Raw genomic sequence first — 24,165 nt, forward strand, 5'->3', positions numbered from 1 at the left:
CGGCGCGTGAGGCTAGGACCAGGCCGCGACGAGATACCCGACGCCGTAGGGCGCGTCCTCGTACAGCAGCTCACCGCCCAGGCCCGCGCCCTCGGCCGCGCCCGCGAGCACCTGCCACGGCGCCCGGCCCGCCGCCTTCAGTTCGTACGCCAGCTCCGCGTCCAGCGCCTTCAGCGCTGCCACGTCCGCCGTCTCCAGGGCCCGGGCGACCCCCTCGTCGAACCCGGCCGCGCGCTCGTCGAGATAGCCGGGCGCCTTCAGCGAGCGGCACGCGCCGGCGTCGCCCATCACCAGCAGTGCCACCCGGCCGGAGCGCGCCGCTATCTCCTGTCCGGTCTGAATACACCGCTCGGCGGCAAGAGGTTCCCCGACACCGAGCCCGGTGACCGGAGCGGCGGACCAGCGGACACGCTCCAGCAGCCAGGCGGCGACGGCCAGGGAGGCCGGCAGCTCGCGCTCGTCGTGCTCGCCGACGACGGCTCCGCCTCCGCCTCCGCCCAGCACGACGTCGAGATCCACCCCGAAGCCGCGGAAGGACCCGGTGGCACCCTGAGGATGCGGCCCCCGGCCCTCCTCCTCGGCGGGTCCGACGACGATCAGCCGGTCGGGCCGGGCGGCGGACAGCACCCCGAGGGCATCGGCGCACGCGGCGCGCAGCGCGTCCAGCTCGGGGGCCGCCCCCGCTGCCACGGCGGGCACGAGCAGCGGCGGACAGGGGCAGACAGCAGCGGCGACCAGCATGATCGCACCCTAGCGCGGGGGCGGGAGCGCTCGGCCCCGCGCCCGGTTCAGGCCTGACCGGGCCCCGCTCACTCGACGCTGCAACCGCCGCTCACGGCCGGCAGCGGGGCGGGTACGCCGATCGTGGGAAGGCCCAGCAGCACACCCGCGGGCTTCGCGGCCCCGGACGCGTTCCGCTTGTCCCAGGCGTCGCCGGCGCGGGTCCTGCGCACCGTGCGCGTCGGCCCCTCTGCGAGCAGATGGTGCGGAGCCGCGTACGTGATCTCGACGGTCACCACATCGCCCGGGCGCACCTCGTCATCCGGCTTGGTGAAGTGGACGAGGCGGTTGTCCGGGGCACGTCCCGACAGCCGGTGGGTGGCGCCGTCCTTGCGTCCCTCGCCCTCGGCGACCATGACCTCCAGCGTCCGGCCGACCTGCGTCTTGTTCTCCGCCCAGGAGATCTCCTCCTGAAGGGCGGACAGGCGCATGTAGCGCTCCTGGACGACCTCCTTGGGAATCTGGTCCGCCATCTCGGCGGCGGGTGTCCCGGGGCGCTTCGAGTACTGGAAGGTGAAGGCCTGCGCGAAGCGCGCCTCGCGCACCACCCGCATGGTCTGCTCGAAGTCCTCCTCGGTCTCGCCGGGGAAGCCCACGATGATGTCGGTGGAGATGGCGGCGTGCGGGATGGCGGCGCGCACCTTGTCGATGATGCCGAGGTAACGGTCCTGCCGGTACGAGCGGCGCATCGCCTTGAGGATGATGTCCGAGCCGGACTGGAGCGGCATGTGGAGCTGCGGCATCACATTCGGCGTCTCGGCCATCGCGGCGATCACATCGTCCGTGAAGTCACGCGGGTGCGGTGAGGTGAAGCGGACGCGCTCCAGGCCCTCGATCGCGCCACAGGCCCGCAGCAGTTTGGAGAACGCCTCACGGTCGCCGATGTCGGAGCCGTACGCGTTGACGTTCTGGCCCAGCAGCGTGATCTCGGAGACACCCTCGGCGACCAGCGCCTCGATCTCGGCCAGGATGTCGCCGGGGCGGCGGTCCTTCTCCTTGCCGCGCAGGGCGGGGACGATGCAGAAGGTACAGGTGTTGTTGCAGCCGACGGAGATGGAGACCCACGCGGCGTAGGCGGACTCACGGCGGGTCGGCAGCGTGGAGGGGAAAGCCTCCAGCGACTCGGCGATCTCGACCTGCGCCTCTTCCTGGACACGCGCGCGCTCCAGGAGGACCGGCAGCTTGCCGATGTTGTGCGTCCCGAAGACGACATCGACCCAGGGCGCGCGGCGCACGATGGTGTCGCGGTCCTTCTGGGCCAGACAGCCGCCGACGGCGATCTGCATGCCGGGCCGCTTGGTCTTCATCGGCGCGAGCCGGCCGAGATTTCCGTACAGCTTGTTGTCGGCGTTCTCCCGCACCGCGCAGGTGTTGAAGACGACAACGTCGGCGTCGCCGTCGGCGCCTTCGGGCGCGCGGACGTATCCGGCTCCCTCCAGCAGGCCTGACAGCCGCTCGGAGTCGTGGACATTCATCTGGCACCCGTAGGTGCGCACCTCGTAAGTCTTCGCGCTCATCTCGCCCACCAGGGTACGGGGTCGTCCGGGCCCGGTGCCCGTGGCTTCCCCAAGACAAGGCCTGGCCATCACGGGGAGTGAGCTGACAGGATCGCCGCATGTTCACCGCTCCGTCCCGTATGAGCCGCGGCCGTGCCGTCCAGGGCGCCGCCGCGCTGCTGGTGGTGCTCGGGCTGCTGATGTGGTGGCTGCTGCCGATCGGGACGTCGTCGCCGAGCGGCTCGATCACGTTCAGTACGGGGGTGACGAGCGGGGTCTATCAGCGGTACGGAGCGCTGCTCAAGGAGGACCTCGCCCATGATCTGCCGAATGTGTCGATAGACCTGAAGACCAGCGAGGGCTCGCAGCAGAACATCGCGCGGGTGGCCACCGGCGATGCCGACTTCACCATCGCCACCGCCGACGCCGTCGCCAAGTACCGGAAGGACGGGAAGCCGGGGGCGGACCGGCTGCGCGGATGCGCGCGGCTTTACGACGACTATGTGCAGCTGGTCGTGCGCAAGGAATCGGACGTCCGCTCCGCCGGGGACCTGCGGGACAAGACAGTGGGAGTGGGCCAGGAGGGATCCGGGGTCCGGCTGATAGCCGACCGGATTCTGACGGCCGCGGGGCTCGACCCACAACACGACATCACCCCCGACCCGTCCGGGATAGACACCATGCCGGGCCTTCTCGAACAGGGCGCCCTCGACGCCTTCTTCTGGTCGGGCGGGCTGCCCACCCTCGCCCTGCAGGACCTGTCGGAGCGTCTGGACATCCGGCTGGTGCCGCTGGAGGCCGGGCTGATCGGCAAGCTGCACTCGGCGGACGAGACCGCCTCGCGCTACTACCGCGCCACGGACATACCCGCCGACGCCTACCGCAAGGCACAGAACGGCAGAGCCGTCCCGACGGTGGCGGTGGCCAATCTGCTGGTCACCACCGACCGGATGGACGCCGGGCTGACCGAGGGCTTCACCCGTACCGTGATCGACAGCCGGGACCGGATCGGCAACGAGGTGCATCCGGCCCAGCTGGTGGATCTGCGGACCGCGATCTACACGGACCCGCTGCGGCTGCACGAGGGCGCCAAGCGCTACTACCGGTCGGTCAAGCCGTAAGGCGGAGCCGAAGCGGAAGCAGAGCCACGGAGCAGGCGGAGCCGCCCGGTCATCCCGTGGGGGACGACCTCGGGACGGTGAGCGTGACCCGCAGACCGCGCGGCTCACCGTGCGCGTACGTGATCGAGCCACCGCTCGCCGCCAGGAGCGCTCGCGAGATGGACAGGCCGAGGCCGGACCCCTTGATGTTCTGGTGACGGTTGCTGCGCCAGAACCGGTCACCGATCCGCGCGATCTCGTCGTCCGTCAGCCCCGGTCCGCCGTCGTTGATGACGACCATGGAGGTCGACCCGTTGCGGCCGACCGTGACCACGACCTCTTCGCCCGCCGGGGTGAACTTGAGGGCATTGTCGATCACGGCGTCCAGGGCGCTGGAGAGCGCGATGGGGTCGGCCCAGGCGGTGACCGCGGCGCGGTGCTCGGTCAGCCGTACGCCCTTCCCCTCGGCGACGGCCCGCCAGGCGGCGACCCGCTCGGCCGCCAGCTCGCCTATGTCGGTGAGCCGCAGGTCGGCGGCGGTGTGCTCGGCCAGCGCCAGGTCCAGCAGGTCGTCCAGGACCTGGGCGAGCCGCCTGCCCTCCGTGCGTACGGAAGCGATCTCCGCGTTCCCGTCGGGCAGTTCGAGGGCGAGCAGTTCGATACGGAGCAGCAGGGCGGCGAGCGGATTGCGCAGCTGGTGGGAGGCGTCGGCGACAAAGGCGCGCTGCTGCTCCAGCACATCCTCGACGTTGTCGGCCATCTCGTTGAACGCGCTGGCCAGGCGCCGCAGTTCCGGGGGCCCGCCGGCCGCCGCGACCCGGGATTTCATCCGGCCGGTGGCAATGTCATGGGTGGCCGCGTCCAGCACCCGTACGGGGCGGAGCACCCAGCCTGTCAGCCGGAAGGCGGCCGCGACGGCGAGCAGCATGGCCCCGGCCTCGCCCACGGCGATGAGCAGCCAGCCCTCGAGGATGCGGGAACGCATCTGGCCGGTGGGCGAGTCGGTCACCACGACCGCGACGACGTCTCCGCCCCGTACGACCGGCGAATCGACGATGAGCCGGCCGTTCTGCCACGGCCAGACCTGCTCGGGGTCGTCGCTCCGGCGGCCCAGCAGGGCCTCCTGGAAGGCTTGCCGTCCCTCCCCGGTCCTGGGCACGGTCCAGTTCCCCGGGGCGCCGGCCATGGCGTCGCCGTCGCGGTAGAAGACGCCCACCCTGATCCCGTACACCTGGTGGTACCGGGTGAGTTCCTCTTCCAGCAGGGTGCGCCGCTCGTCGGTGGCTGAGCTGCTCTCGGCGACGAACTGGGCGCGGGCCGCGACGCGCGCCGTGTCGTCGATGCGGTCGACGACGACGCGCTGCTGCTGCGCGGCGGCGAGACTGACGGCGAGCGGAAAGCCGAGGGCGAGGAGCACGCCCGCCATGAGGATGATGAGCAGCGGCAGAAGTCGGGTACGCACCGGCCGTTACGGACCCTGGTGCGCGGACGGGACGACCAGGCGGTAGCCGACGCCGCGCACGGTCTCGATCAGCGCCGGCATCCCGAGCTTGCCGCGCAGGGACGCCACATGCACTTCGAGCGTGCGGCCCGTCCCTTCCCAACTGGTGAGCCACACCTCGCTGATGATCTGCTCACGGCCGAAGACGACACCGGGACGCTGCGCGAGCAGGGCCAGCAGGTCGAACTCCTTGCGGGTCAGCTGGACGGCCGTGCCGTCGACGCTGACCCGGCGGGTGGGCAGTTCGAGGGTGAGGCGCCCGAGCCGCTGGGAGGTCTCCGTGACCTGGCCCGGCTCCTCGCCGCTCGCGTTGCGCCGGCTGACGGCATGGATACGGGCGAGCAGTTCACCGGTGTCGTACGGCTTGACGACATAGTCGTCGGCGCCCAGGTTGAGGCCGTGGATCCGGGACCGGACGTCGGCCCGCGCGGTGACCATGATCACTGGGGTCGCGGTGATCTTCCGGATCTTGCCGCAGACCTGATAGCCGTCCTGGTCGGGCAGCCCGAGGTCCAGCAGGATGACCGCGAACGGCGACTTGCCGGCGTTGGCGGCGGGCAGCAGGGCCTGCAAAGCCTCTTCACCGCTCCTGGCGTGCACGACCTCGAAGCCGTGTTTGGCGAGCACGGCCGACAGGGCGGCCGCGACATGGTCGTCGTCCTCCACCAGCAGCAGTCTCATGGCCCCCTCCGCGGTAGCGGTCGCATAAAACGTACCTGGGCATCCACGCCCATGGCGTCGCGCCAGTCAAGAGCGTTCCCGTTACACCCACGTTTCCGTTACCCACCCGGTACTCCTCGCACTGCCCTCTTCACGCGGAGTGTCCGGTTGCAGCCGGATCGTTATGCTCAATTTCAGCTCAGATGTAATGACGCTGATCGCAGTGCGTGACTAAGGTCCTCCCAACCGAGGAGGACGGAGCATTAAGCCGATGAGCGGAGTGTCAGTGACCAAGGGCACCGAGGACGCCATACCGGCGACGGGCGACCTGGTCGTACTGAGCAACGTCAACAAGCACTTCGGCGCGCTGCATGTGCTCCAGGACATCGACCTGACCATCGCGCGCGGCGAGGTCGTGGTCGTCATCGGGCCTTCCGGGTCCGGCAAGTCCACACTGTGCCGCACCATCAACCGCCTGGAGACCATCGATTCGGGCGCCATCTCGATCGACGGTAAGCCGCTGCCGCAGGAGGGCAGGGAGCTCGCCCGGCTGCGCGCCGATGTCGGCATGGTCTTCCAGTCGTTCAACCTCTTCGCACACAAGACCGTGCTGGAGAACGTCACGCTGGGCCAGATCAAGGTTCGCAAGACGGACAAGAAGGACGCCGAGGAGCGGGCGCGCGCCCTTCTGGACCGCGTGGGCGTCGGCTCCCAGGCCGACAAGTACCCGGCCCAGCTCTCGGGCGGCCAGCAGCAACGCGTCGCCATCGCACGGGCGTTGGCGATGGGCCCCAAGGTCATGCTCTTCGACGAGCCGACCTCCGCGCTCGACCCCGAGATGATCAATGAGGTCCTCGAGGTCATGCAGCAGCTGGCACGTGACGGGATGACGATGGTCGTCGTCACCCACGAGATGGGTTTCGCGCGCTCCGCGGCGAACCGGGTCGTCTTCATGGCGGACGGCCGGATCGTCGAAGAGGCCGCCCCCGACGCGTTCTTCAGCAACCCGCGCAGCGACCGTGCCAAGGACTTCCTGTCGAAGATTCTTCATCACTGATCACAGCCATCACTGATCGCGGCTCTTCAACTGATCACGGCTCTTCATAGGGCTCTACCGAGTTCGGCAGAACCTGTCGGCAGAACCTGTTCGTCCACGTCTCACCCGAGGGAAGTTCACGCATGAAGCTTCACAAGGCAAGCGCGGCAGCCGCTGCGGCACTCGTCCTCGCCCTGACCGCCACCGCCTGCGGCGGCGACAGCAGTGACGACAGCAAGGACAGCGGTGACGGCGGTGGCAAGATCACCATCGGCATCAAGTTCGACCAGCCGGGTCTCGGCCTCAAGAAGACCGACGGCTCCTTCGCGGGCTTCGACGTCGACGTCGCCACCTATGTCGCCAAGGAACTGGGCTACGACGCCAAGAGCATCGAGTGGAAAGAGTCCCCCAGCGCCCAGCGCGAGAACCTGATCTCCAACGGTGACGTGAAGTTCGTCGTCGCCAGCTACTCGATCACCGACGAGCGCAAGCAGAAGGTCGACTTCGCCGGCCCGTACTTCCTCGCCCACCAGGACCTCCTGGTCCGCGCGGACGACAGCTCCATCACCAAGGTCGCGGACCTGAACTCGAAGAAGCTCTGTTCCGTCACGGGCTCGACCTCGGCGCAGAACGTCAAGGAGAAGCTGGCCCCCAAGGCCGACCTCCTGCAGAACGGCGGCTACTCGGAGTGCCTGACCAGCCTGGAGAACAAGGCTGTTGACGCCCTGACGACGGACGACTCCATCCTCGCCGGTTACGCGTCGCAGAAGGAGCACCAGGGCAAGTTCAAGCTCGCGGGCCTCAAGCTCAGTGACGAGAACTACGGCATCGGCCTCAAGAAGGGCGACACCGAGCTCCAGACCAAGATCAACGCCGCTCTGAAGAAGATGGTGTCGGACGGTTCCTGGGAGAAGGCCGTGACGGCGAACTTCGGTCCGGCCGGCTACAAGAACGAGCCTGCCCCGCAGATCGCCGAAGGCAGCTGAGACAGCAGTGACGCGCCGCCGGCCGGGCCGGCGGCGCGTACCGACCAGCCAACCAGGGGAGAGCGCGGGGCATCGTGTTCGACTTTCTTGATTCCGGGCAGTACGACCTGCTCGGCGCCTTCTGGGTGACGGTGCAGCTCACCCTCTACTCGGCAGTTGGTTCCCTCATATGGGGAACGCTGCTCGCGGGGATGCGCGTCAGTCCCGTGCCCATCATGCGCGCCTTCGGTACCGCGTACGTCAATATGGTACGAAACACCCCACTGACCGTGCTTATCGTCGCCTGTTCACTGGGGCTCAGCCAGACCCTTCAGATCACGCTCGGTGGCGGGGACTTCACGTCGATCGGCTTCCGGCTGGCCGTACTGGGTCTCGTCGCCTACACCGGCACCTTCGTCTGCGAGTCCCTGCGCTCCGGCATCAACACCGTGCCGGTCGGCCAGGCCGAAGCGGCCCGCGCCCTGGGCCTGAGCTTCTTTCAGGTACTGACCCTGATAGTGCTCCCGCAGGCGTTCCGTTCCGTCGTCGCACCGCTGGCCAACGTGCTGATCGCGCTGACCAAGAACACCACGGTGGCCTCGGCGATCGGCGTCCTCGAGGCGTCGGCGCTGATGAAGACAATGATCGAGAACGAAAGCGACGCGCTCTTCGCGGTCTTCGCGGTGTTCGCCTTCGGATTCATCGTTCTCACCCTCCCGACCGGTCTCCTTCTGGGCTGGGTCAGCAAGCGAGTGGCGGTGAAGCGATGAGTGCCACGTCCGTTCTGTACGACACTCCCGGTGTACGCGCCAAGCGGCGCAACATCATCTACACGATCGTGTTCCTGGTTCTCTTCGTGCTCGCCGCCTGGTGGATGCTGGCGGCGATGGCCGAGAAGAACCAGCTGGCGTCCGAGAAGTGGAGCCCGTTCGTCACGGACTCCCAGGTGTGGACGACGTTCCTGCTGCCGGGACTGGTGGAGACCCTCAAGGCCGCGGCCCTGGCCATCGTGATCGCCCTGCCGTTCGGCGCGCTGCTCGGTATCGGCCGGCTCTCCGACCACGCCTGGGTGCGGGTACCGGTCGGCGTCGTGGTGGAGTTCTTCCGCTCCATCCCGGTCCTGCTGATGATGTTGTTCGCCTTGCAGGCGTACGCGCAGTTCACCGATGTCTCGTCCGACATCCGGCCGCTGTACGCCGTGGTGACGGGTCTGGTGCTCTACAACGCCTCGGTCATCGCCGAGATCGTCCGGGCGGGTATTCTCTCGCTGCCCTACGGCCAGACCGACGCCGCGAAGGCGATCGGGATGCGCAAGGGCCAGACCATGTCGTACGTCCTGCTCCCGCAGGCGGTGACCGCGATGCTGCCGGCCCTGGTCAGCCAGCTGGTGGTCATCGTCAAGGACACCGCCCTGGGCGGCGCGATCCTCGGTCTGCCCGAACTGCTCTCGCAGGTCCGCGCGATCACCGCGAACTTCGGCGCGAACACCATCGCCGCGCTCACCGTCGTCGCCCTGATCTACATCGCCCTGAACTCCCTGCTCACCACCTTCGCCGGATGGCTGGAACAACGCCTGCGCCGCGCGAAGAAGAGCACGGGTGCGGTTCTCGGCGCCGATGACGTACAGCAGCTCAACGGTCCGGGGGCGATGTAGGACGGCAGCGGCTCCTGAGGCCGGCGGGACGGGGGGTGTACGCGCCGCTCAGGCCGTCGCTTGACGCGGGCACCCCCAGTAGGTTGCATACGTTCTGTGATCACGCACCGGGCTCCCACTGCCACTGACCGCATGACCGCACGGGCCGGAGGGGTCGCGCCGTGGACCCGGTGATCGTCGTCGGCGCGGGCCCCGTCGGGCTCGCGCTCTCCCTCGCCCTCGCCGCGCAGGGCGTGCCCTCCGTCGTCCTGGACGAAGGGCCGGGCACGGACGATCCTCGCCCGGCCCGCACCGCCATACTGCGGCCCGACACGGCCGCGCTGGTGGCCCGCCTGGGCTGCACCACCCTCCGTGATGAGGGAACCCACTGGGTCGGCTGGCGCTCGATGCGGCGCAAGCAGCTGATGCGGCGGCTGCCGCTGGGCGAGGACGACGCCCCGGCGCCGCTGCACATCCCGCAGCACGCCCTGTCCCGCGGTCTGCGGGAGGCCATCGCGGGCCAGGAACTGGTGCGGGTGGTCACCGGCAGCCGGCTCGACTCGCTGGAGCAGGACGCCCGCGGGGTCACCGTGCACACGCGCGGCTCCGCGGCGACCTGGTGGCGCGGCAGCCATCTGGTGGGCTGCGACGGCGCCAGGTCCACGGTCCGCAAGCTGCTCACCATCCGTTTTCCCGGGCGTACGGCGGTGGAGCGGCATGCCGTCGCCGCGCTCCGCGCCGAGCTGCCGTGGCCCGGCGAGGCGATGCTGCACCGTCAGCCGCCCTGGCGCTCCGGCGGCGAGGAGGTGTCCGCCAGGCCGCTCGCCGACGGCGTTTGGCGGCTCGACTGGCTGCTGCCGGCACGGGGTGACGTGGTCACGCCCGATGCGCTGGTGGCGCGTTTACGGGACACCCTGGCCGGCTGGTGCGGTGAGACACCGCCGTACGAACTGCTCGATACGGGCGTCTACACGCTGCACCACCGGCTCGCCAGGCGCTGGCGCGTGGGGCGGGCCTTCCTCGCCGGGGACGCCGCCCATCTGCTGGGCGCGGTCGGCACCCAGGGGCTCGACGAAGGGCTGCGGGACATCGGCAACCTTGCCTGGAAGGTGGCCGAGGACTGGCACCACGGCGCGTCGGAGACACTGCTGGACAGCTACCAGGCGGAGCGGCGCACCGCCGTCGCCGCACGGCTGCGCGCGGCCGACCAGTCCCTGCCGATACTGCGGGGCGGCGGCGCGCTGCGGACGTACATGCCGGGGTCCTCGCGCGGTCACGACACCCTGCTCGCCGACGGGCATCTGGGGAACGGGCCGCTGGGAGCACCGCCCGCCTATCCGCACTCCCCCCTCGCACCTCCGCCCGCCGAGGCGCAGACAGCCGTCGGCACGCCCCCCGGCGGTCCTGTCGCCGATGTACGGGTGATGGCACCCGACGGCACGACCGCGCGGCTCCGGGACCGGCTCGGGCGGGGGCGGCTGCTGGTGGTACTGGTCGCGCCGGGGACCGGCGTGTGGGACCGGCGGCACTGGCAGACCGCGGGGGTGATGCCGCGACTGGCCGCGGCGGTGACCGCACTGCCGGTGCGGGCCGAGCTGCTGGTGACCGAGGCCTATCCGGGCGCCCCGGCGCACAGTGTGCTGCTGGTGCGGCCGGACGGACATCTGGTCACCGCCTTCGGCGGGGTACGTCCTGCGGACCTCTACGCGGCGGCGGACGCGGCGCGGGGAGGCACCCCGCCGGAGCCGACCGTTCCGGTGGCGCCTGACCGGACTGCGAACATCAATTGACCGCCGCAGGCTCGCATGGTGTACTCCGGATTGTGACTGACACCGATGTGCGCCTGTGGCGGAGAGTCCATATGGACTTGCTCCGCTATGCGGGCTGCGTGTGTCGCCCGTCCTGCTGATTCGCCCTTTTTCCCTCGCGCCCGCCGGGTTCCGGCCGCGCTTCCTCGCGAACTTCTCAGGACGGACACCATGTCTTCTCCGGTACGTGCCTCCGCAGCCGCCACCACCACCGCTGCTGCCGCGCCTGCCGTTGCCGCCCCCGCGGCCCCCGGCCCCACCCCCGCCGAACTGCTCGACTTCGTGCGCCGGGCCGCGGCCGACGCCGAGCTGATCAGCTCGCTCCCCCTCGACCCCGAGGGCCGTACCTGGATCCGGCTCGACGGGCCGGCGGGCAGCGAGGCATGGCTGATCGGCTGGCCGCCGGGCACGGGCACCGGCTGGCACGACCACGGCGGCTCGCACGGCGCGTTCGCCACGGCGGCGGGCACGCTCAAGGAGGACTCGCTGGCGGCGCGGCTGCCCACCGAGGGGTGGAAGACCCTGGAGCTCTCCGAAGGGGTCGACCGCGAGCGGCAGCTGACGGCGGGCGAGGGCCGGGCGTTCGGCAGGCACCACGTGCACGAGGTGCGCAACGAGTCCGGGGCCGAGCACGCCGTGTCCGTGCACGCGTACTATCCGCCGCTGCCGCTGATGCGGCGCTACAGCCGCACGGGCCCGGTGCTCCGTCTCGAGCAGGTGGAGCGTCCCGAGGAATGGCAGTGAGCCGGACGGGAATCGAGCCGACGGGCAGCGAGCGGGTGGGGATCGAGCCGGTGGGGATCGACGAACTGCTGGAGCGGGTCCGTGCAGACCTGGACCGGATATCACCGCAGGACGCCTTCGAGGCCGCCGAGGCCGGCGCGCTGCTGGTGGACATCCGGTACGCGGCGCTGCGGGACCAGGACGGTCTGATACCGGGAGCCCTGGTCGTCGAGCGCAATGAGCTGGAGTGGCGGCTCGATCCACAGGGCAGCCACCGCGCCGCGGAGGCCACGAGCCACGATCTGCGGGTGGTGGTGATTTGCAACGAGGGGTACGCGTCGAGCCTCGCGGCGGTGTCCCTGCGCCAACTGGGACTGCACCGCGCGACCGACCTCGTCGGGGGCTTCCAGGCATGGAAGGCCGAGGGACTGCCGGTCGCCCGCTGAGCGGGTGCTCGCCGTCCGCCGCCGCCGGAATTCAGCGCCCGGACAGGGCCTGGCTGACCCGCCGGTAGCTGCTGCCGTCCTTGGGCCGGTCCAGCAGACCGGCCACGAAGACATGGGCGGAAGCCTCCCAGCCGGCCCACCACGGGGCAACGCCTTTCGCGCGTGCCACCCCAACACGCTCTAGTACGGGCTCTCGTCCAGCCCCTCGGTGTCCTCGCCCTCCTCCTCCAGCGCCTGCTTGACCACCCGCAGCGCCATGCCCTCCGGGTAGCCCTTGCGGGCCAGCATGCCCGCGAGCCGGCGCAGCCTCCTGTCACGCTCGAGACCGCGAGTGGCGCGGAGCTTACGGGCGACCAGCTCGCGGGCGGTCGCCTCCTCCTGGTCGGAGTCGAGCTGCCCGACCGCCTCGTCGATCAGGGCGGAGTCCACCCCTTTCGTCCGCAGCTCGCGCGCGAGGGCACGCCGGGCCAGGCCCCGCCCGTGGTGCCGGGACTCCACCCAGGCGTCCGCGAACGCCGCGTCGTCGATCAGCCCCACATCCTCGAAGCGGGAGAGCACCTCCTCGGCGACGTCCTCGGGGATGTCCCGCTTCTCCAGCGCGTCCGCCAGCTGTTTACGGGTGCGTGGAGTCCCGGTGAGCAGGCGCAGACAGATCGCCCGCGCCCGCTCCGCCGGATTCTGGGGCGGCAGCTCCTGCTCGGCCCTCGACGAGCCGGAGCTGTCGCCCGGCCATTCCGTTCGCCGCCTCTTCGCATAAGGCACGGTACGAACTAGCTCTTGGCCACTGCCGCCTTGGCCGCCTTGGCCTTGGAGGCAGGAGCGGCAGCCGACTTCACCGGGTCCGCGGCCGGGACCGGGGCTCCGGCCGCGTCCACGCCGGGCTCGGCCGTCGGCGCTTCCGGCCTGACGCCGACACCCAGCTTCTCCAGGATCTTCTTCTCGATCTCATTGGCGAGATCGGGGTTGTCCTTGAGGAAGTTACGGGCGTTCTCCTTGCCCTGGCCGAGCTGGTCGCCCTCGTACGTGTACCAGGCGCCGGCCTTCCGTACGAAGCCGTGCTCCACGCCCATGTCGATCAGGCCGCCCTCGCGGCTGATGCCGTGGCCGTAGAGGATGTCGAACTCGGCCTGCTTGAAGGGCGGCGCGACCTTGTTCTTGACGACCTTGACGCGGGTGCGGTTGCCGACGGCGTCGGTGCCGTCCTTCAGGGTCTCGATACGGCGGATGTCGAGGCGCACCGAGGCGTAGAACTTGAGCGCGCGGCCACCCGTCGTGGTCTCCGGCGAGCCGAACATCACGCCGATCTTCTCGCGGAGCTGGTTGATGAAGATCGCGGTGGTCTTGGACTGGTTGAGCGCGCTGGTGATCTTCCGGAGCGCCTGGCTCATCAGCCGCGCCTGCAGACCGACGTGCGAGTCGCCCATCTCCCCCTCGATCTCCGCGCGTGGCACCAGGGCGGCGACGGAGTCGATGACAATCAGGTCGAGCGCCCCGGAGCGGACCAGCATGTCCACGATTTCGAGGGCCTGCTCGCCGTTGTCCGGCTGGGACAGGAGCAGGTTGTCGATGTCGACGCCGAGCTTCTTCGCGTACTCGGGGTCGAGGGCGTGCTCGGCGTCCACGAAGGCCACCGTGCCGCCGGCCTTCTGCGCGTTCGCCACGGCGTGCAGCGTCAGGGTCGTCTTGCCGGAGGACTCCGGCCCGTACACCTCCACGACGCGGCCGCGCGGCAGGCCGCCGACGCCGAGCGCGACGTCGAGCGCGGTCGACCCGGTGGGGATGACCTCGATGGGCTCGTTCGGCCGCTCACCGAGGCGCATCACCGCGCCCTTGCCGAATTGCCGTTCAATTTGTGCGAGAGCGGCGTCGAGCGCCTTCTCGCGGTCGGTTCCTGCCATGGGTTCCACCCGATTTGCTTGAGTCGATCGCTTCACGTCAAGGACGCTATCCCCTGCCACTGACAATGCGTCCCGACGCCCTCCCGGGCCTGTGGACAACTCCACTGAAAACAACGCCGCGGCCGACCCCGGGAGACATCGGCCTCTCTCCCATAAGAATGGATGTTCGATTTTGGTGTCAAGCGCACCACCCGGCGGGGGCGCCGGTCTTTGTGCGGCCGGCTACCGGCCGTCGTCCGCGCGCCGTGTGCGCCGCACCTGGCGCAGGAGCGTGGCACCGGGGCGTGGTCTGCCGCCGCGCACTCTCGGGTCGTCCATCACGTCGTACCGCTTCACATACGCGCCGAGGAAGGCCTGCAGCGTGGCGACCGCGGGGATCGCGATCAGCGCGCCGACCGCGCCCAGCAGCGCCGTCCCGGCGATGACCGAGCCGAAGGCCACCGCGGGATGGATGTCGACGGACTTGGCGGTGAGCTTGGGCTGGAGCACGTAGTTCTCGAACTGCTGGTAGATCAGGACGAATCCGAGCACCCAGACCGCGTACCAGGGGTTCACGGTGAAGGCGATCAGCATCGGCAGCGCGCCCGCCAGATACGTGCCGATGGTCGGGATGAACTGGGAGACCAGCCCCACCCACACCGCGAGCGCCGGCGCGTACGGCACGCCCAGGATCTCCAGCAGGATGTAGTGCGAGACACCGGAGATGAGCGCCATCAGCCCGCGCGAGTAGAGATAGCCGCCGGTCTTGTCGACCGCGATCTCCCAGGCGCGCAACACCTCGGCCTGCTTGGCGGGCGGGAGTACGGAGCAGAGCGCGCGCCGCAGCCGCGGCCCGTCGGCCGCGAAGTAGAACGAGAACAGGAAGATCGTCAGCAGCCGGAACAGTCCGCCCAGCACGGTGGCGGAGACATCGAGCACCCCGGTCGCGCTGTTCTGCACATATCTCTGCAGCCAGTCGGAGTGCAGCAGGCTGTCCCTGACCGCGACCCGGGACAGCTCCGTGTGGAACGTCTGGTTGATCCAGTTAATCACCGAGTCGAGGTACGCGGGGAATGACTCGACCATGTCGACGATCTGGCTCGCCAGTATCGAGCCGAGCATCACCACAAAGCCGACGCTCGCGATCAGCACCGCGAAGAAGACCAGGAAGGTGGCGAGTCCACGCCGCATCCCGCGGGCCGCCATCCTGCTCACGGCCGGCTCGACCGCCAGCGCGAGGAAGAAGGCGATCAGCACATTGATCAGCAGCCCGATGAGCTGATGGAACGCCCAATTGCCCAGTTGGAAGCAGGCGACGAGCGCCAGCGCCAGGATCATCGCGCGCGGCAGCCAGCGGGGCATACGGACCTGGCCGCCGTCCCCGGAAGCCGGAGGCGGCGTCGTGATCGGAGCCGAGTTCGGCGGGGTGATGTCCGGTTCTACGTCCGGTGCGGTCTTGTCAGTCGGTGCCACGGAGCCAGTCTCGCCTACCGGTACGACAGCCGGTCGCGCGGTCCCGCGTCATCGGGCCGCCGGCCCGGGCGTCATCGCTTGTCGGCCGGGACGCCCACGGCGGCGCAGACGCCGCGCCAGACGTCCTTCGCCTCCCAGCCGGCGTCGAGTGCCTCGTGCACCGTACGGCCACCCAGCTCGGCCATCACATGGTCACGGGCGAAGGACTCGGCGTAGGCCGCGCCGAAGTGGTCCGCCATCCGCTCCCAGAACATCGTCAACCGCATGGACTCAGTATCCCGCCCTTGGGAGTGCGGCCGGCAGCGGGCGATCGGCCTGCCGTGTCAGCCGCCCATCGCCCGCACTCCTGCCGTCACGAGGACGGCGGCCCCCACGACCACCAGGAACGGGGCGCGCAGGACCAGTGCGAGCGCGGCCGCCGCGAGACCCGCGCCCCGGGCGTCCAGGACGAGTGCGCTGTCGGCGCTGAAGGTCTGCTGCGCGGTCAGCGCGGCGAGCAGGGCGACGGGCAGCAGGGCCGACAGCCGCTGGACGAGCGGGCGTTCCAGCGTTCCCGCGGGCACCAGCAGTCCCAGGAGCTTGACGAGATAGCAGCCGACGGCGGTCGCGCCGATCGCGATCCAGATGGTCAACGGTCTGATCCCTTCCTGCGGCCGGTGATCTTGCGGCCTTCGAGCCAGAGGACGGCGGGTGCGGCCAACGCCGCGACGAGCACCGGGACACCGGCGGGGAGCACCGGCAGGAATCCGAGGCCGAGCACGACCGCGAGGCCCGCGACCGTCCGCTCGGTGGTCGTACGGAGCATGGGCGCGAGCAGCGCGAGGAAGACGGCGGGCCCCGCCGCGTCGAGCCCCCACGCGTTGGTGTCTCCCAGGGCTTCCGCGCCCAGCGCCCCGGCGAAGGTCGTGAGGTTCCACAGCGCATAGAGCGTGAGCCCCGTGACCGTGAAGCCGATCCGGGCACTGCGCCGGGTGGGCTGGGCGAGGGCGACGGCCGTGGTCTCGTCGATGACCCACTGAGCCGCGAGAGGCCGTACGGGGCCCGGCAGCCGCAGCAGCTGGGACAGCCTGAGCCCGTAGAAGGCGTTGCGTACGCCCAGGAAGAACGCGCCCGCGGCGGCAGCGAGCGGATTGCCGCCTGCCGCGAGCGCGCCGACGAGCGCGAACTGCGAGGCGCCGGTGAAGACCAGCAGGCTGAGCGCGCAGGTCTGGAGGACGGTGAGGCCCGCGCCCGCCGAGGTGACGCCGAAGGCGAAGCCCGAGAGCCCGACGGCGATGCCGACGCCCAGAGCGTCGCGTACGACGGCCGAGTCGGGCTTGGGTTCGGGCGCTGACCGGGCGGCGGACCCCGCGCGGCTGTCCGCCGGTATGTCCGGGGACGCTGATGCTGTCTGTTCTGGCACGACCTGGACGCTACGCGGCCGGGCCTGACCGGTCTTGTACGTTCTTGCGCGCTGTGGCGTCTTCGCACGGCGGGTGGCCGTGGGTCGGACCCTGGCGGCCGTCAGACCCTGGCGGCCGTCCGCTCCCTGCGGTAGGCGCCCGGCGGCACGCCGACGATCCGGGTGAAGTGCCGGTGGAGATGAGGCTGGTCCGTGAAGCCGACGGCCACGGCCGCGTCCGCCGGCGCCGTACCCGCGTCCAGAAGGTGGCGGGCACGGCGGACCCGCGCGTCGGTGAGCCAGGTGTGCGGGGGCAGGCCGTAGGTGTCCTTGAAGGCCCGCAGCAGCGCGAAGGGGCTGCTGCCGAGAGTGGCGGCGAGCTGCTCCAGGGACGGCGGGTCGGTCATCCGCTCCTCCAGCACGGCACGCGCGCGTGCCGCGATCCGCGCCCCGGCGCCCCGCACCGGGCGCTGCGGGAGAGGGCCGCCGTTCGACCGCAGCAGCCGGGTCACCGCGATCCGCAGCAGGGTGTCGGCGGCGAGGGCGTTGCCCTCGTCGGCGGCGCGCAGCACCCGGTGGACGAGCCGGGCGGTGTACGGGTCGTCCACCACGGGGGCCGTGAAGCCGGGGGTGCCGCGGATCGCGGTGGTCTCCGCGGCGATGGAGGCGACGACATCGACCGCGGGGTAGACGGCCCCGTACCGCCAGCCCTCCGGGCCCTGGGCGTGGCCGGTGTGCGGGGTCTCGGGGTTGATCAGCGCGAGCGAGCCGGGGCCCGCGTACTGATCACCGCCACCATGGTGGAAGACCTCGACGCCCTCCGTGATCGCGGCGATGACGAAGGTCTCGTGCGTGTGCCGCAGAAACGTCTTGTCGATGTAGCGCGCACGCAGCAGATCGACGCCGGGCAGCTCGGGGTAGCGCCAGTGCCGTGCCTGCTCCCGGGATGCCATGCTCCCATTCTGCGCTGCCGTCCGCGGGCCGTTTGCCCAGGTCGGGGCGTTTGTCAGTGGCCGGGTGCACGATGGGGGGCATGGCACGGACTGCGCTCGACTCCTTCTCCCCCGCGACCCGCGGCTGGTTCACGGGGGCTTTCTCCGCGCCCACCGCGGCGCAGGAGGGGGCCTGGCGTGCCATCGGGGAGGGCTCGGACGTGCTGGTGGTGGCCCCCACCGGCTCCGGCAAGACGCTGGCCGCCTTCCTCGCCGCCCTGGACCAGCTGGCGTCGACGCCCCCGCCCGCGGAAGCGAAGAAGCGCTGCCGCGTGCTGTACGTCTCGCCGCTCAAGGCGCTCGCCGTCGATGTGGAGCGCAATCTGCGCAGCCCGCTCACGGGGATCCGGCAGGAGTCCGTGCGGCGGGGGCTGCCCGAGCCGGAGGTGCGGGTCGGTATCCGCTCGGGCGACACCCCGCCCGCCGAGCGGCGTTCCATGGCCACGAAGCCGCCGGACATCCTGATCACCACCCCCGAATCGCTGTTCCTGATGCTCACGTCCTCGGCGCGGGACGCGCTCGCGGGGATCGAGACGGTGATCCTGGACGAGGTGCACGCCGTCGCCGGGACGAAGCGGGGCGCCCATCTCGCGCTGTCCCTGGAGCGGCTCGACGAGCTGCTGCCGCGCCCGGCCCGCCGGATCGGACTGTCGGCGACGGTGCGTCCGGTGGAGGAGGTCGCCCGCTATCTGTCGCCCCAGCGCAGGGTGGAGATCGTCCAGCCGCCCTCCGGCAAGGAGTTCGACCTCTCCGTCGTCGTCCCGGTTGAGGATCTGGGCGAGCTGGGCGGCTCTCCCGCATCGGAGACGGACAGCGCGGAGAAGCCGTCGATCTGGCCTCATGTGGAGGAGCGGATCGCCGATCTCGTCCAGGCGCACCGCTCCACGATCGTTTTCGCCAACTCGCGCCGGCTGGCCGAGCGGTTGTGCAACCGGCTGAACGAGATCGCGTACGAACGCGCCACCGGGGAGCCCCTGCCCGAGGCGCACTCCCCGGCCGAGATCATGGCCGAGTCGGGCGCGGCCAAGGGGGCGCCTCCCCTGCTCGCCCGCGCGCACCACGGCTCGGTCTCCAAGGAGCAGCGCGCCCAGGTCGAGGAGGACCTCAAGGCGGGCCGGCTGCCCGCCGTCGTGGCCACCTCCAGTCTGGAGCTGGGCATCGACATGGGAGCGGTGGATCTGGTCGTCCAGGTCGAGTCGCCGCCCTCGGTCGCCTCGGGTCTCCAGCGGGTCGGCCGCGCGGGTCACCAGGTGGGCGCGGTCTCCACGGGCGTCGTCTTCCCCAAGTACCGCGGCGACCTGGTCCAGGCGGCCGTGGTCACCGAGCGGATGCGCAGCGGATCCATCGAGGCGCTGCGCGTCCCCGCCAATCCGCTGGATGTACTGGCCCAGCAGCTGGTCGCCATGGTCGCTCTGGACACCAGGCAGGCCGACGATCTGCTCGCCCTGGCCCGCCGCGCCGCGCCCTTCGCCGCGCTGCCCGAGTCCGCGTTCACCGCCGTGCTCGACATGCTCGCCGGGCGCTATCCCTCCGATGCCTTCGCGGAGCTGCGTCCACGGGTGGTGTGGGACCGCGTCGCCGGTACGGTCACGGGCCGCCCCGGCGCGCAGCGCCTGGCCGTCACCTCCGGCGGCACCATCCCCGACCGCGGCCTCTTCGGTGTCTTCCTCGTCGGGGCCGACCCCAAGAAGGGCGGTGGCCGGGTCGGTGAGCTGGACGAGGAGATGGTCTACGAGTCCAGGGTGGGCGATGTCTTCACGCTCGGTACGACCTCCTGGCGGATCGAGGACATCACCCGCGACCGCGTCCTGGTCACCCCCGCCCCCGGCGTCCCCGGCCGGCTGCCCTTCTGGAAGGGCGACCAGCTGGGCCGTCCGCTGGAGCTGGGCCGCGCGGTGGGCGCGTTCCTGCGCGAGGTCGGTTCCCTCTCCGAGGAGGACGCCCGGCTGCGGCTGCTGACCGCGGGCCTCGACGCGTGGGCCGCCGGCAATGTGCTGTCGTATCTGGACGAGCAGCGCCGGGCCTGCGGCCACATTCCGGACGACCGGACGATCCTCGTCGAGCGGTTCCGCGACGAGCTGGGCGACTGGCGGGTGGTGATCCACTCACCGTTCGGAGCGCAGGTGCACGCGCCGTGGGCACTGGCCCTCGGCGCCCGTCTCGCCGAGCGGTACGGCATGGACGCGCAGGTCATGCATGCCGACGACGGCATCGTGCTGCGGCTCCCCGACGCCGACCTGATGGGGCTGGATCTCCTCGATGCCGAGCCGGACCGCCTCAGCACGGCCTTCGACAGCGAGCAGGCTCCCCTCGGAGCCTCGGACGTGGTCTTCGACCGGGGCGACATCAGCGGGATCGTCACCGAGCAGGTGGGGGGCTCGGCGCTCTTCGCCTCCCGGTTCCGGGAGTGCGCCGCGCGGGCGCTGCTGTTGCCGCGCAGGAGCCCCGGCAAGCGCACCCCGCTGTGGCAGCAGCGCCAGCGCGCCGCCCAGCTCCTTCAGGTGGCGAGCGAGTTCGGCTCGTTCCCGATCGTGCTGGAGGCGGTGCGGGAGTGCCTCCAGGATGTCTTCGACGTCCCCGGCCTCACCGAACTCATGGGGGACATCGAGTCCCGGCGGGTCCGGCTCGTCGAGGTCACCACCCCGGAGCCCTCGCCCTTCGCCAGGTCCCTGCTCTTCGGCTATGTCGCCCAGTTCCTGTACGAGGGCGACTCCCCCCTCGCGGAGCGGCGGGCCGCCGCGCTGTCCCTGGACTCCCGGCTGCTGGCCGAGCTGCTCGGCCAGTCCGAGCTGCGCGAGCTGCTCGACCCGGAGGTCCTCACCGAGCTGGAGCAGGAGCTCCAGTGGCTCACCGAGGACCGGCGCGTCAAGGACCTCGAAGGCGTCGCCGACCTGCTCCGGGTCCTCGGACCGCTCACCGACGAAGAGCTGGCGGAGCGCGGCGCGCAGGCACCATGGGCCCAGGACCTCGCGGCGGCCCGCCGCGCCATCAAGGTGCGGATCGGCGGAGCCGAGCACTGGGCGGCGGTCGAGGACGCGGGCCGGCTGCGGGACGCGCTGGGCACGGCGCTGCCGGTCGGTGTCCCCGAGGCGTTCACCGAACCGGTCAAGGACCCCCTCGGCGATCTCCTCGCCCGCCATGCCCGTACGCACGGCCCGTTCACCTCGTCCACGGCCGCCGAGCGCTTCGGTCTCGGCACGGCGGTCACGGACGGCGCCCTGCACCGCCTCGCCGCGAGCGGCCGGGTCGTCCAGGGCGAGTTCCATCCTTCCGGCATCGGTCAGGAGTGGTGCGACGCCACCGTGCTCCGCCGGCTGCGCCGCCGCTCCCTGGCCGCGCTGCGCCAGGAGCTGGAGCCGGTGGCCCCCGGCGCGCTCGCCACGTTCCTGCCGCAGTGGCAGCATCTGGGCAGCAACAGCCTGCGCGGCATCGACGGACTCGCCCGCGCCGTCGAGCAGTTGCAGGGCGCTCCTGTCCCGGCGTCAGCGCTGGAGAAGCTGATCCTCCCGTCCAGGATCTCCGGCTACACGCCCGCGCTCCTGGACGAACTGACCACCACGGGCGAGGTCCTGTGGGCCGGAGCGGGCGCGCTGCCCGGCAAGGACGGCTGGATCTCCCTCTATCTCGCCGACGCCGCACCGCTGTTGCTTCCTCCCCCGCACCCGCTGGAGCTGACCGCCCTCCACGAATCGCTCCTCACCACCCTCTCCGGGGGCTACGGGCTGTTCTTCCGGCAGATCGCCGACCAGATCCGCGCCACCACCCACCCCGAGGTGACCGATCCTCAACTGGCCGACGCCGTCTGGGATCTGGCCTGGTCGGGCCGGCTCACGAACGACACCCTGGCCCCGCTGCGCGCACTGCTCGGCTCCGGCCGCACCGCGGGCTCCACGGCCCACCGGGCGCGGCGCCCGGTGCCGCGCGGGCGGTACGGCACCCTCACGGCCGCCGCCAGGACCGCGTCCCGTACGGGCCCGCCGACGGTCAGCGGCCGCTGGTCGCTGCTCCCGGCCCCGGAGCCGGACCGTACGCACCGGGCGCACGCGCTGGCCCGCACTCTGCTCGACCGGCACGGGGTGGTGACCCGGGGCGCGGTGGCCGCCGAAGGTGTGGAGGGCGGCTTCTCCGCGATCTACCGCGTGCTGTCCGCCTTCGAGGACAGCGGACAGGCCCGTCGCGGCTATGTCGTCGAGGGCCTGGGCGCGGCCCAGTTCGCGATGGACGGCGCGGTCGACCGGCTGCGCGCGGCGGCCACGGCCCGTGACCGAGCCGAGTCCCAGCCCTCGCCCCGCGCCGTCGTCCTGGCCGCGGCCGACCCCGCCAACGCCTACGGAGCCGCGCTCCCCTGGCCGGAGCCCCCGACCGACGCCGGCCACAAGCCGGGCCGCAAGGCGGGCTCGCTGGTCGTCCTCGTCGACGGCGAGCTGACCCTCTACATGGAGCGCGGCGGCAAAACCCTGCTGGCCTGGGAGACGGACCCGGAGGCCCCTTCGCTGCGAGCCGCCGTCGAGGCCCTGGCGGCAGCGGCCCGCGCGGGAGCGCTCGGTACGGTCACGGTGGAGCGCGCCAATGGCACGCCGGCCCTGACCTCCCCGCTGGGCCGCGCCCTGGAATCAGCGGGCTTCCATGCCACGCCCAGGGGGCTGCGCCTTCGGGCCTGACGTTGTTCGCCGCCAACGGGACGCGCCCCGGCGGCAAGGGTGTTCGTTTCGCCCGTGTTCGTTTCGCCTGTCAGGAGCGGGAGTTGGCGACTCGTCAGATATCGCGGCGGCCGCGTGGCCGCGCGGGCCTGATGCCTTGCCTGATGTTTTGCCCGATGCCTCGCCGGAACGCCGGCGCCCCCGCCGTGACGACGCGACATGCACCGGCAGCAGGCTCAGCCCCCAGCCGCCCGCCACCACCGCTCCCTCCACGATCCCGGTGTGCTCGGGCTCCAGCGCGAGCCGCAGTACGGCCCACCACCACAGCCCGCCCAGAGTGAGCGCCGGCAGAAGGACCCATCGCCCTGCCATGGCCGCCTCCTCCGGTCGACGCTGGACCTGCCCGATCGCCCGCCGGGAGGGCGCATCGAATGCACGCCCCGGCGCGCGCAGGCCGGGCTCCCGCCGCCCGACGTGCACACCAACTCGTCATCAACACCGTGCTGTTCGTGGCGCCCGCTGTTGTCACGGATGCCCCTCTCTGCCGGCCCCACACGCCGTGGCCAAGCCCGCGCCGGCGTCGCCCCGGTCGACGCCGGCGCGACGCTCTCACTCGGTCAGGCGCTCTCCGCCTGGAACATCCACGCGTGCTTCTCCAGATCGCCGGCCACCTGGATCAGCGCGTCCTGGGTCACCGGGTCCGGCTCATCCGTCACCTCGACGCGCTCACGCATCCGTGTGACGACCGCGCCGAGTGCCTCCACCATGATCCGTACGGCGTCCCCGTCCTTGATCCAGCCGTTGGGTACCGTACCGATGGCGCTTGTCGCCGCCACCGTTCCGGCCCGCCCGTCCGGGGTCACTCCGATCGCGGACGCCCGCTCCGCCACCGTGTCCGAGTGCTGCCGCGCCGTCGACACGACCTCGTCGAGCTGCAGGTGTACGGAGCGGAAGCGCGGCCCGACGATATTCCAGTGGACCTGCTTGGCGACCAGTGAGAGATCGACCAGGTCCACGAGCGCACCTTGCAGCGCCTCACCGACCAGCTTCAGATGCTCCTCGGACAGGGAACTCTTCACGACAGACATGCGTGTCCTCCAGTTCCGTTCACCGTTGTATTGGCACGCACCATCCACCATGGCATAAATGAGACAAAGCGGTCATTCGGAGATGGCGAAAACCCCGGCCGGTACTCGCGTACCAACCGGGGTTCAGGTCAAACTCTGGGGAATCTAGGCGGCGACGACGTCTACCGCCTCCGTAGGCGCCTTGATCGTCACCCGCTCCGTCGGCACTCCGGCCACCGACGTCACAGAGACGGAATTGAGCATTGGGCGTACTGGCGCAGGCACCGGCTCGTTCGCCGCCGCCGACGCTGCCAGCTCGGCCAACGACAGTTCGTCGCTCACTTCTCGCATGAGCTCGGACATCCGTACATCAAGCGCGTCGCAGATCGCGGAGAGCAGCTCGGAGGAAGCCTCCTTCTGCCCCCGTTCCACCTCGGAAAGATAGCCGAGCGAGACTCGGGCGGAGGAGGAGACTTCGCGCAGAGTACGGCCCTGGCGCTGGCGCTGCCGACGCAGCACGTCACCCAGCAGGCGACGGAGCAGAATCATCGGTGGCTCCCTCCTCGGACCGCGTAGCCGCATCCTTC

Annotated in this window: 24 protein-coding genes and 1 pseudogene; 10 read left to right on the forward strand and 15 right to left on the reverse strand. The window is 70.9% G+C overall.

Features of this window, described 5'->3' with window-relative positions; genetic code table 11:
* Nucleotides 1-12: 12 nt before the first annotated feature.
* Both ACFVWW_RS08360 and miaB read right to left on the reverse strand, forming a co-directional pair.
* The gene (locus ACFVWW_RS08360) at nt 13-741 is read right to left on the reverse strand and encodes a class III extradiol dioxygenase subunit B-like domain-containing protein (RefSeq protein WP_386876668.1); all 729 of its coding nucleotides are present in this window, start codon (nt 739-741) and stop codon (nt 13-15) included.
* Nucleotides 742-809: 68 nt separating this feature from the next.
* Nucleotides 810-2,297, reverse strand: a complete 1,488-nt coding sequence (gene miaB, locus ACFVWW_RS08365; protein WP_384179904.1) for a tRNA (N6-isopentenyl adenosine(37)-C2)-methylthiotransferase MiaB — start codon at nt 2,295-2,297, stop codon at nt 810-812.
* A 98-nt stretch (nt 2,298-2,395) separates the two neighbouring features.
* Here miaB and ACFVWW_RS08370 point away from each other — a divergent pair, with 98 nt between their 5' ends.
* Nucleotides 2,396-3,397: a TAXI family TRAP transporter solute-binding subunit gene (locus ACFVWW_RS08370; RefSeq protein WP_384179902.1), complete on the forward strand. Its 1,002-nt coding sequence runs from the start codon at nt 2,396-2,398 to the stop codon at nt 3,395-3,397.
* Between the two features lie 49 nt (nt 3,398-3,446).
* On the opposite strand, the gene ACFVWW_RS08375 is transcribed toward ACFVWW_RS08370, so the two are convergent.
* Together ACFVWW_RS08375 and ACFVWW_RS08380 are read right to left on the reverse strand one after the other, a co-directional pair.
* Complete coding sequence (locus tag ACFVWW_RS08375) at nt 3,447-4,838, reverse strand: sensor histidine kinase (protein ID WP_384179900.1); 1,392 nt, start codon at nt 4,836-4,838, stop codon at nt 3,447-3,449.
* Nucleotides 4,839-4,844: 6 nt separating this feature from the next.
* Nucleotides 4,845-5,558 carry a response regulator transcription factor gene (locus tag ACFVWW_RS08380; protein WP_384179898.1) on the reverse strand — a complete coding sequence of 238 codons (714 nt, stop codon included), beginning with the start codon at nt 5,556-5,558 and terminating at the stop codon, nt 4,845-4,847.
* 250 nt (nt 5,559-5,808) lie between these two features.
* Between ACFVWW_RS08380 and ACFVWW_RS08385 the strand changes: the two genes are divergently transcribed.
* From ACFVWW_RS08385 to ACFVWW_RS08420, 8 genes are all read left to right on the forward strand, one after another.
* Nucleotides 5,809-6,594 carry an amino acid ABC transporter ATP-binding protein gene (locus ACFVWW_RS08385; protein WP_384179896.1) on the forward strand — a complete coding sequence of 262 codons (786 nt, stop codon included), beginning with the start codon at nt 5,809-5,811 and terminating at the stop codon, nt 6,592-6,594.
* A gap of 122 nt (nt 6,595-6,716) precedes the next feature.
* On the forward strand, nt 6,717-7,559 hold the full coding sequence (locus ACFVWW_RS08390) for a glutamate ABC transporter substrate-binding protein (protein WP_384336915.1): 843 nt from the start codon (nt 6,717-6,719) through the stop codon (nt 7,557-7,559).
* A 74-nt stretch (nt 7,560-7,633) separates the two neighbouring features.
* A complete protein-coding gene (locus ACFVWW_RS08395) occupies nt 7,634-8,308 on the forward strand; it encodes an amino acid ABC transporter permease (protein ID WP_386876672.1) in 675 nt (224 codons plus the stop codon).
* Nucleotides 8,305-9,192, forward strand: a complete 888-nt coding sequence (locus ACFVWW_RS08400) for an amino acid ABC transporter permease (protein ID WP_384336911.1) — start codon at nt 8,305-8,307, stop codon at nt 9,190-9,192. Before ACFVWW_RS08395 ends, ACFVWW_RS08400 begins: the two co-directional genes overlap by 4 nt.
* A gap of 161 nt (nt 9,193-9,353) precedes the next feature.
* Nucleotides 9,354-10,961: an FAD-dependent monooxygenase gene (locus ACFVWW_RS08405; protein WP_386876674.1), complete on the forward strand. Its 1,608-nt coding sequence runs from the start codon at nt 9,354-9,356 to the stop codon at nt 10,959-10,961.
* Nucleotides 10,962-11,008: 47 nt separating this feature from the next.
* A complete protein-coding gene (locus tag ACFVWW_RS08410) occupies nt 11,009-11,080 on the forward strand; it encodes a putative leader peptide (protein WP_310851512.1) in 72 nt (23 codons plus the stop codon).
* Between the two features lie 70 nt (nt 11,081-11,150).
* Entirely contained in the window at nt 11,151-11,723 is a 573-nt protein-coding gene (locus ACFVWW_RS08415; RefSeq protein ID WP_384179886.1) for a cysteine dioxygenase, read from the forward strand.
* Nucleotides 11,714-12,148, forward strand: coding sequence for a rhodanese-like domain-containing protein (locus tag ACFVWW_RS08420; RefSeq protein WP_386876676.1), 435 nt, complete (start codon nt 11,714-11,716; stop codon nt 12,146-12,148). Before ACFVWW_RS08415 ends, ACFVWW_RS08420 begins: the two co-directional genes overlap by 10 nt.
* Before the next feature lie 31 nt (nt 12,149-12,179).
* Here the strand turns inward: ACFVWW_RS08420 and ACFVWW_RS08425 are convergent, their stop codons facing one another.
* The 8 genes and pseudogenes from ACFVWW_RS08425 to ACFVWW_RS08460 form a co-directional block, all read right to left on the reverse strand.
* The gene (locus ACFVWW_RS08425; RefSeq protein WP_386876678.1) at nt 12,180-12,317 is read right to left on the reverse strand and encodes a hypothetical protein; all 138 of its coding nucleotides are present in this window, start codon (nt 12,315-12,317) and stop codon (nt 12,180-12,182) included.
* Nucleotides 12,318-12,328: 11 nt separating this feature from the next.
* Nucleotides 12,329-12,988 (reverse strand): annotated as a pseudogene (gene recX, locus ACFVWW_RS08430) (recombination regulator RecX); the annotation flags it as partial.
* Nucleotides 12,919-14,046, reverse strand: a complete 1,128-nt coding sequence (recA, locus tag ACFVWW_RS08435; RefSeq protein WP_384336903.1) for a recombinase RecA — start codon at nt 14,044-14,046, stop codon at nt 12,919-12,921. The pseudogene recX and the gene recA, both read right to left, overlap by 70 nt.
* A 222-nt stretch (nt 14,047-14,268) precedes the next feature.
* Entirely contained in the window at nt 14,269-15,387 is a 1,119-nt protein-coding gene (locus ACFVWW_RS08440) for an AI-2E family transporter (protein ID WP_384180199.1), read from the reverse strand.
* 182 nt (nt 15,388-15,569) lie between these two features.
* On the reverse strand, nt 15,570-15,764 hold the full coding sequence (locus ACFVWW_RS08445) for a DUF3046 domain-containing protein (RefSeq protein WP_384179880.1): 195 nt from the start codon (nt 15,762-15,764) through the stop codon (nt 15,570-15,572).
* 57 nt (nt 15,765-15,821) lie between these two features.
* A complete protein-coding gene (locus tag ACFVWW_RS08450) occupies nt 15,822-16,130 on the reverse strand; it encodes an AzlD domain-containing protein (protein WP_384336901.1) in 309 nt (102 codons plus the stop codon).
* The gene (locus ACFVWW_RS08455; protein ID WP_384180197.1) at nt 16,127-16,867 is read right to left on the reverse strand and encodes an AzlC family ABC transporter permease; all 741 of its coding nucleotides are present in this window, start codon (nt 16,865-16,867) and stop codon (nt 16,127-16,129) included. Before ACFVWW_RS08455 ends, ACFVWW_RS08450 begins: the two co-directional genes overlap by 4 nt.
* Nucleotides 16,868-17,001: 134 nt before the next feature.
* Complete coding sequence (locus ACFVWW_RS08460) at nt 17,002-17,832, reverse strand: AraC family transcriptional regulator (RefSeq protein WP_386876680.1); 831 nt, start codon at nt 17,830-17,832, stop codon at nt 17,002-17,004.
* Nucleotides 17,833-17,912: 80 nt separating this feature from the next.
* Between ACFVWW_RS08460 and ACFVWW_RS08465 the strand changes: the two genes are divergently transcribed.
* Nucleotides 17,913-22,532: an ATP-dependent helicase gene (locus tag ACFVWW_RS08465; RefSeq protein WP_386876682.1), complete on the forward strand. Its 4,620-nt coding sequence runs from the start codon at nt 17,913-17,915 to the stop codon at nt 22,530-22,532.
* Here the strand turns inward: ACFVWW_RS08465 and ACFVWW_RS08470 are convergent.
* The 3 genes from ACFVWW_RS08470 to ACFVWW_RS08480 form a co-directional block, all read right to left on the reverse strand.
* Nucleotides 22,485-22,883 (reverse strand): hypothetical protein, encoded by a 399-nt coding sequence (locus ACFVWW_RS08470; RefSeq protein WP_384336895.1) that lies wholly within the window; start codon nt 22,881-22,883, stop codon nt 22,485-22,487. The two genes, ACFVWW_RS08465 and ACFVWW_RS08470, sit on opposite strands and share 48 nt — an antisense overlap.
* A 245-nt stretch (nt 22,884-23,128) precedes the next feature.
* The gene (locus tag ACFVWW_RS08475) at nt 23,129-23,599 is read right to left on the reverse strand and encodes a Dps family protein (RefSeq protein ID WP_384179872.1); all 471 of its coding nucleotides are present in this window, start codon (nt 23,597-23,599) and stop codon (nt 23,129-23,131) included.
* A gap of 144 nt (nt 23,600-23,743) precedes the next feature.
* A complete protein-coding gene (locus ACFVWW_RS08480) occupies nt 23,744-24,127 on the reverse strand; it encodes a helix-turn-helix transcriptional regulator (RefSeq protein ID WP_363081294.1) in 384 nt (127 codons plus the stop codon).
* Nucleotides 24,128-24,165: the final 38 nt, after the last annotated feature.

The organism is Streptomyces sp. NPDC058198 (assembly GCF_042882605.1).
Taxonomy (GTDB): Bacteria; Actinomycetota; Actinomycetes; order Streptomycetales; family Streptomycetaceae; genus Streptomyces.